At 68.2% G+C, this 6,444-nt stretch carries 5 protein-coding genes; 3 read left to right on the top strand and 2 right to left on the bottom strand.

The genetic code is table 11. From position 1 onward, the window contains the following. Positions 1–327 precede the first annotated feature (327 nt). A complete protein-coding gene (locus tag ACWGDB_RS41730) occupies positions 328–957 on the top strand; it encodes a hypothetical protein (protein ID WP_453827261.1) in 630 nt (209 codons plus the stop codon). A gap of 35 nt (positions 958–992) precedes the next feature. Here ACWGDB_RS41730 and ACWGDB_RS41725 read toward each other — a convergent pair whose 3' ends face one another. Further along, positions 993–1,487 carry a hypothetical protein gene (locus ACWGDB_RS41725; RefSeq protein WP_453827260.1) on the bottom strand — a complete coding sequence of 165 codons (495 nt, stop codon included), beginning with the start codon at positions 1,485–1,487 and terminating at the stop codon, positions 993–995. Positions 1,488–1,919: 432 nt separating this feature from the next. Between ACWGDB_RS41725 and ACWGDB_RS41720 the strand changes: the two genes are divergently transcribed. Further along, complete coding sequence (locus ACWGDB_RS41720) at positions 1,920–2,411, top strand: SRPBCC family protein (RefSeq protein ID WP_453827259.1); 492 nt, start codon at positions 1,920–1,922, stop codon at positions 2,409–2,411. Between the two features lie 1,332 nt (positions 2,412–3,743). Continuing rightward, entirely contained in the window at positions 3,744–4,664 is a 921-nt protein-coding gene (locus ACWGDB_RS41715) for an NADP-dependent oxidoreductase (protein ID WP_453827258.1), read from the top strand. Positions 4,665–4,695: 31 nt separating this feature from the next. Here ACWGDB_RS41715 and ACWGDB_RS41710 read toward each other — a convergent pair whose 3' ends face one another. Beyond that, on the bottom strand, positions 4,696–6,369 hold the full coding sequence (locus tag ACWGDB_RS41710) for a HEAT repeat domain-containing protein (RefSeq protein WP_453827257.1): 1,674 nt from the start codon (positions 6,367–6,369) through the stop codon (positions 4,696–4,698). Positions 6,370–6,444: the final 75 nt, after the last annotated feature.

The following is a 6,444-nucleotide window of genomic DNA, read 5'->3' as shown; positions in this document are numbered from 1 at the left end:
AGAGCGAGTAACTCCCACTCCTGGTCGGTGAGTTCATGGCGTCGTATCACCCCACCATGATCCACCCTCCGATGATCTTTGAAGACGGACCCTAGCCGTCAGCTCATTTCGCCGACCCTGACCAACAGGACGGCCACCAGCCCCGACCATCGATCACGATCCGGCAACTTGCACGCCGGGCTGCCATGGTCGGGAGCCTGGTCGGGCCGGACCAGCTGCCGCCTCGCCTGACAACCGTCGAAGCTTGCTCTCCTGGTTCCAAACGCGAGCCGGGCCTGGGCTCCACCCACCGTCAGCCCAATCCGAAGGACGCAGTAGGTTGGCGGCATGGGCGATCAAGGGAATGTAGAGACGGCCTGGTGCCGCCTCACGGACTGGCTGAAGGCGAACGCCCCGGTCTCACACGCTTCCCTGCTGCCGCCCGCCCCGGAGCAGGCCATTGAAGCTGCCGACGCCCAGCTGAAGCATCACCTCAACTTCGCTCTCCCCACCGAGCTGGGCGATCTCTGGCGGCTGTGCGGCGGTGTGGAACACCAATACATCGAGGCCAATGAGGAGGAGGGAGAAGTCGGCTCAGGGGCGTTCTTGCCCGGCGGGATCTTGCTCGGTCCTGCGGATGCGCTCTGGCCACGGCTGCCCGAGATCGGCCGCAGGGACTGGTGGGGCGCCGCGGTGGTTCCGTGGCTGACCGGCGACGAGGCCGGCCCCGAGTCGGGGCACTACGTGGGCGCGGACGGCGTCGGCCGCTGGTCGCTGCCGGACAACCTGGCCTGCGACCAGCCCGGCTATCCGTCGATCGCCGCTTACCTCGATGCGGTGTACCGCACGCTCACCGAAGGGCCGGCCGATGCCATGGGCCCCGATGTGCCCGGCCTGGTGTGGGGCTGCCTGATCTGGGACGACCCCGAAGCCCCGCTGCTGGACGATGCGCTGGAGCACTGGCAGCCCATCCACTGACCCGTGCCCCCACCCGGGGCACCGCCTGGCTGATCTCAGTGAACACGCATGATCGGGTGCGCCACAGTCCAAGCGAAGCCGCTGATGAGCGCCATCAGACAGAAGATCGTTCCTGGGTCGGGCTTCTGTCTCGTATCGGTCAACCAGCCCAGTGCCAGCATCTCAGCCACAGTCAGCACGCCCGCCCAGAGGACCCAGAGGACCCAGAGGACCAGCGTCAGCTGGCTATCGCGCCTGAAGAGCGCATATAGAGGCTGCCTTTCCTTGTTCAGAAGCTCGCGCACTGAAGCTCGCAGGCGCGTGACGTCAGTGCCCTCGCTTTGGATCAGTTCAACAGCCGCGCGAAGAGGGGCGTCACGCTCTGCCTCACCCTCCTTCACCCGCTTGACTAGCGCGTTGGCTTCCACGGTGCCGACCAGCACCAGGATTGGTGCCACAGCCGCTACCGTCGCCGCGAAGGGCTCCGTCATCTGTGTGATCTGGAAGGAATCGGATTCAGCCGCCTGCATAAGCCCAATGATCTGCATCATCAGTCCACTCCGGCGTTTAGCCAGCGCGCTCTCGAACTATTTGCTCTGCTGTTACCAGCCCCCGAGCACCTGGAGCGGGCCCGCGCGGCGTACCCCCCGGCGGTGCGCACCAATAGCACGCCGAGGCGCGCAACAGGTGCGCACCGCCGCCGGATCCAGTGCGCATCGAACGCGCCGGTATCCACGCGTCGGTGCGCACGGCCGGTCACTGGCTCCGCCCTAACCATTCACGGGGGGGGCAGGCTCTGTCCTACAAGCAGGCCAATCTCCAAGAGGGGCGACACTCCCCCGCCCGCAAGATCCCCAATGATCCCCGAACTCCTTTTCGGAATTGCTGTCTGGAACCGGCCTCGAACTCACCCCACCAGCGTCAAGCCCGGAGTCAAAGATCAGTAGAGTTGCCCGTTCACTCAGGAAGCTGGAGGCTCCGCCATGAAGTACACCGTCTCGATCGAGATCGCCCTGCCGCGGGAAAGGGTGGCTCAGCTACTCGCCGACCCGGCACACCTGCCGAAGTGGCTGCGGGGCCTGGTGCTGCACGAGCCGCTGAGCGGGGAGCACGGGCAGCTCGGCACCAAGTCGCGGGTCGTGATGCAGATGGGCCAGCGGAAGATGGAGTGCACCGAGACCATCACACGCCGGGAACCGGCAGACCTGCGCGAGATCCCGAAAACGAGCGTCGTTCACTTCGACCGCGAGATCGTCGGCGAGGGCATGTGGAGCGCCGTGCGCGACCGGCTGACCGAGGCCGGTCCGGAAACGACACTCTGGGAGAGCGAGAACGAATACCGGTTCAGCGGCTTTCTGATGAAGCTAGTGGGACTTCTGATGCCCGGCGCCTTCCGCAAGCAGTCGCAACAGCACATGCAGGACTTCAAAGCGTTCGCCGAGCAGGGAAAGGACGTCCGCGAAGCGAAGGGCTGATCTGCTTGCGGACAGCGGCGTCGACAACGTCGCGACCGAGGACATCCGCACCGCGCACGCGACGGCCTGGCCTCGTTTTCTGGAGAAATTAGACCAGCGCGTGACATAGCTGACCCATCTCGTGTGGTCGCTCTGCTCACGTGGTGACCTCGGTGTTCCGGGCGAGAGCCTCCCACCGAGCAGCCCAGCACTAGGCCGCTCTTCTCCATTTCGCGCAGGTGGTAGTTCAGCCGCTGACAACTCTCACCCAGCCTGGCCGCGAGAAAGGTGGCAGAAGCGGGCTCCCGCAGCCAGTAGGCGACGCCGCAGCGGGGATAGCGTGCCGCGTAGGCGCTCCCCCTCATGCAGCACATCCAGCTCTTCTCGCATGGCGTCATTCAATATTCGCTCAAGAGACCTCCTACCTGATGAACCCTGAGTGTCGAGAAACGACCGTCTGCCGACACTCGGGACCGTGATCACGAACCCGCAGGTCGGCCGTGTTGGCAACCCGCCTCGGAAATCTACGTCGGTGAACGGTCCCGCCGATAGATTCCACTACCGCCCACCACAGCCGCGGGGTTGAAACCGTAGGCGCCCTGCACTGCTGCGATCGCCTGCTCATACGTGTCGGTCTGTGTATCGGTGGTCAGCTGCATACCCGCCCCCTCGGTGATCTCCGAACCCATCCTTGACCCCGCCTCAGTACGGCGAAGGTCACGAGCGGCAGCTCGCACCTCTGGGCACCGACCCACCTCCCTGTCACCGCGGCCCAGGCCCCGGCGACGTCCAAACTGTGGCGGGAGAAGCGTGGCGGACCGTCGCAGAGGCGGGCAGGCAACGACCGTTCGGCGGTCCCTCCCCCAGGCCGCCGTGGACCGCGCACAGGACCTGCGGTGCCGGACCGAAGCGCTGACTCATGGGCCGGCGATCTGGCCGCGCCGAAGTCCGTGCCACCGCAGAGCGCCGCCGCGGCAAGTCTGGGCGAAAGGCCGGAATGGGGTCGTCGACGGGCAGATCAGACCGCTCAAGAAGAGCAAGTCAGGATCGGTCTTGAGCAACCTCATCTACGACCGTGTGCCCGACGCCGTCGACCGGCCCTGGCGGAATGGCCCACTGGAGGTGGGTGCAAGTGGCCCAATCATCTGGGCTGCTTCCCTCCTAGGGTCGGAAGCGTGATCACAACGGCACCTGTCAGCCATCCTTCGTCCGCCGTTGTGTGCGGTGATAGACAGCTTCGGACGGCGCTGGGACTGCTCACATCGGGCGGTCGGCCTTCTGCGGGGCCGATGCCTGCGCCCGCCAGGCGCTATGCCCGATCCCTAACCGTCCCCCTACTCAGAGGAGCCCCTCGTGCACGCCATCACCGTCCAGGACCGTGACGCCGGTGTCAGCGGCCTGACCCTCTCCGAGCTGCCCCACCCGCACGCCGCCGAGAACGACGTGATCCTGGAGGTCCACGCCGCCGGATTCACCCCCGGCGAGCTGGACTGGCCCAGCACCTGGACCGACCGGGCCGGTCATGACCGCACGCCGAGCGTGCCCGGCCACGAGCTGTCCGGCGTAGTCACCGAGCTCGGCTACGGCACCACCGGCCTGACCATCGGGCAGCGCGTGTTCGGACTGACCGACTGGTCCCGCAACGGCACGCTGGCCCAGTACACGGCGGTCGAGGCCCGCAACCTCGCCCCGCTCCCGGCCGATGTCGACCACGTCACGGCCGCCGCGCTGCCGATCTCCGGGCTCACCGCCTGGCAGGCCCTGTTCGACCACGCCCACCTGATCACGGGCCAGAGCGTGCTCATCCACGGCGCTGCGGGCGGCGTCGGCTCCATCGCCGTGCAGCTGGCCCGCGAGGCCGGCGCCCGGGTGATCGGCACCGGCCGGGCCGGTGACCGTGACACTGCCCTCGGCCTGGGCGCGGACGTCTTCGTCGACCTCCAGGCCGAGAAACTGGAGGATATCGGCGAGGTCGACGTCGTGTTCGACGTGATCGGCGGCGACATCCTCGAACGCTCCACCGCACTGGTCCGCCCCGGCGGCACCCTGGTCACCATCGCCGAGCCAGTCAGCGTCCACCCCCGCGACGGACGAGCCGTCTTCTTCGTCGTCGAACCCGACCGGCCCCGCCTGACCGACCTCGCCCAACGGCTGCGAGACGGCCGCCTCAAGCCGATCGTCGGCGCCGTCCGCCCGCTCGCCGAGGCAGCCTCCGCATTCATGCCCGGCAAGCGCACCCCCGGCAGGACAATCATCCGCGTCACCGAAGCCTGAGCCAGATGGCGCGGTAATGGGCGGCGCAGGATCACGCTGTGAGCGCAGTGGATGCTCCTCCGGGCCCTGGAGGATCGAGCCGGGCGATGAGGGTACGGCCGACGCGCTGGAGTTCTTCGTCGTGGCCGATGCTCTGGAATCTGCCACCGCGTCGGGGCAGGGCGAGTTGCTCGCGGAGCAGGGGAAGAGCGGGTGCTGCGAGGGGGCCCATGCGGTCCAGGCAGGCCACGACGTGGTTGGCCGTCGAGGGATTCTGCGCCCAGACCTGGAGCAGGGTGTCCAGGACGGCCGATACCTCGGCCTCGCCACCGATCTCCCAGAGCGCGGACGCGCAGTGGACCCGAACCCACTCGTAGTCGTGTGTCAGAAGACCGCGCAGGCGTGGCAGCGCGGCGGAGGCGGGCGGGCCGATCTCGCCGAGCAGATCAGCCGCGTCACTGATGCGGAAGGTGATCGGGTCGTCGAGGAGGCCGAGCAGGAGCGGAATGACCTCGGCCAGGTCACCGCCAACTGTCCATAGCGCGGCGACGGCGGCAGACGGTACGTGTCCCTCGGTGGCGTTGCTCAGCGACTGGATCGTGGTTCGTGCGCCGGCTGCAGCCGGCCCGAACGTGGCCAGCGCCTTCAGGGCTGACCGCGTGATGCTGTGCTGCTCATGGAGCATCGCCGCGCCTAGCGTGTCCACCACCACGGGGACCGCAGTCGTGTCGCCCAGTGCGGCCAGGGCGGCCAGAATCGCGTTGGCGCTCATCTCGGTCCACTGCTGGGAGAGATCGATCTGACGCAGATGAGCCTCCAGCCGGGGCACCAGCTGCTGCGCCGCCTGCGGCAGATGCCCGGCGACCTGGATAGCGCGCCAGGCGTCGACCTTGCTGTCCAGTGCGGCTAGCAGACTCGGCAGCGCATGCGTGTCGCCGATGCGTGCCAAGGCCCGTGCGGCCTCCTGGTGGGCCCGGCGCAGCTGGGGCTGCGAGGCGGCCCATACGTTCGGGCCGTGCGTCGCGCGCTGGGTGTCCACGAGCGCGGCGAGTGCCTCGCGGGCCGGGGCGGCGATCGGGTGGCAGGACTCCAGGACGGCTGCGGCCTCGGCGACGATCTCCGGGGCGTCCGTGGCGAGTTGGCCGGCGACCAGGCGGAGAAGCCGGCTGTGGTCTCCGCGCCAGGCCCGCATCAGCTCTCCGCCCATACGGATCGCGTCCAGGCGCGAACCGGGGTCGGGGCTGGCCAGCTGCTCGGCCAGCACCGCAGTTCGCTCGGGCACCCGAGGCCCCAGGGCCTCATGGAAGGTGCGCAGCAGGGCCGTGGTCGGTGCGTACACGCGCGTGTGCCGGTCGAGATCCTCGAAGGCAGCGACGATCTGGGGAGCAACCGTGTCGCTGGGTGCCGTCGGGAGGCTGGGTGCCGGTGGGATCGGCCGCACGGGCAGAGCGCGGGCCGATTCGCGCAGCAGGTCGACGGCGGCCAGTACGACGTCCTCGCCGATCTCCTCGGGCGCGCAGTGGGTCTGCTGGACCAGCGCCGCGAGGCGGGTCGTCGAGTCCTGTGCCGGGTCGGCTGCGAGCTCACCGAGCCAGTTCCTGACCTGAGGCGCCGCCGCCGGCAGCCGCAGGGCCAGGGCGGCCGCCGCCTCCATGATCTGCAGCCGCGCCGCGAGCCTTTGCTCGGAGGCCAGCCGCTCGCCCAGCGCTCTAGCTGTATTGATCACGAGCGTTGTTAACGCGGCGCGGTCTTGATCGTGGCGAAGGCCCCCGTGTGTGGTGGAGGTGTCGAATCTTCACCG

It is taken from the genome of Streptomyces sp. NPDC055013 (genome assembly GCF_053608645.1).
This window is presented reverse-complemented; position numbering and strand designations above follow the sequence as displayed.